The sequence below is a fragment of the Olsenella uli genome (assembly GCF_016899935.1).
Classification (GTDB): domain Bacteria; phylum Actinomycetota; class Coriobacteriia; order Coriobacteriales; family Atopobiaceae; genus Thermophilibacter; species Thermophilibacter uli_B.
In genome coordinates this window covers 1-232 of sequence record NZ_JACJJK010000120.1, presented here as the reverse complement: position 1 = coordinate 232, position 232 = coordinate 1, and the positions used below count along the sequence as shown (strand labels likewise).

The window sequence follows — 232 nt, the reverse complement described above, 5'->3', positions numbered from 1 at the left end:
GTATTCGTCCGCATACATATACGGATTGTCTTCCGACACATACAGAGTCATCGTTTTCACGGCGTCATTGAAGCCGAAATTGTGGCTGATAAGTTGCGACCATGTGGCGCCCTCGTAAGGCACCAAAGGTGCGCCCGCGCCCAGCGTAAGGCTTTCGGAGGTATAGGGCAAGGAATCGGGATATGCGGTAATGCCGTCGTGGAACACCGCCGTCCTCGCGTTCACATGGCTG

The 232-nt window shown here is 55.2% G+C and carries 1 protein-coding gene; it reads right to left on the bottom strand.

Going from position 1 to position 232, the window contains the following annotated elements:
• Positions 1–207, bottom strand: a 207-nt coding sequence (locus tag H6A07_RS10090) for a hypothetical protein (RefSeq protein WP_204814776.1), incomplete at its 3' end; no start/stop codon positions are given.
• Positions 208–232: the final 25 nt, after the last annotated feature.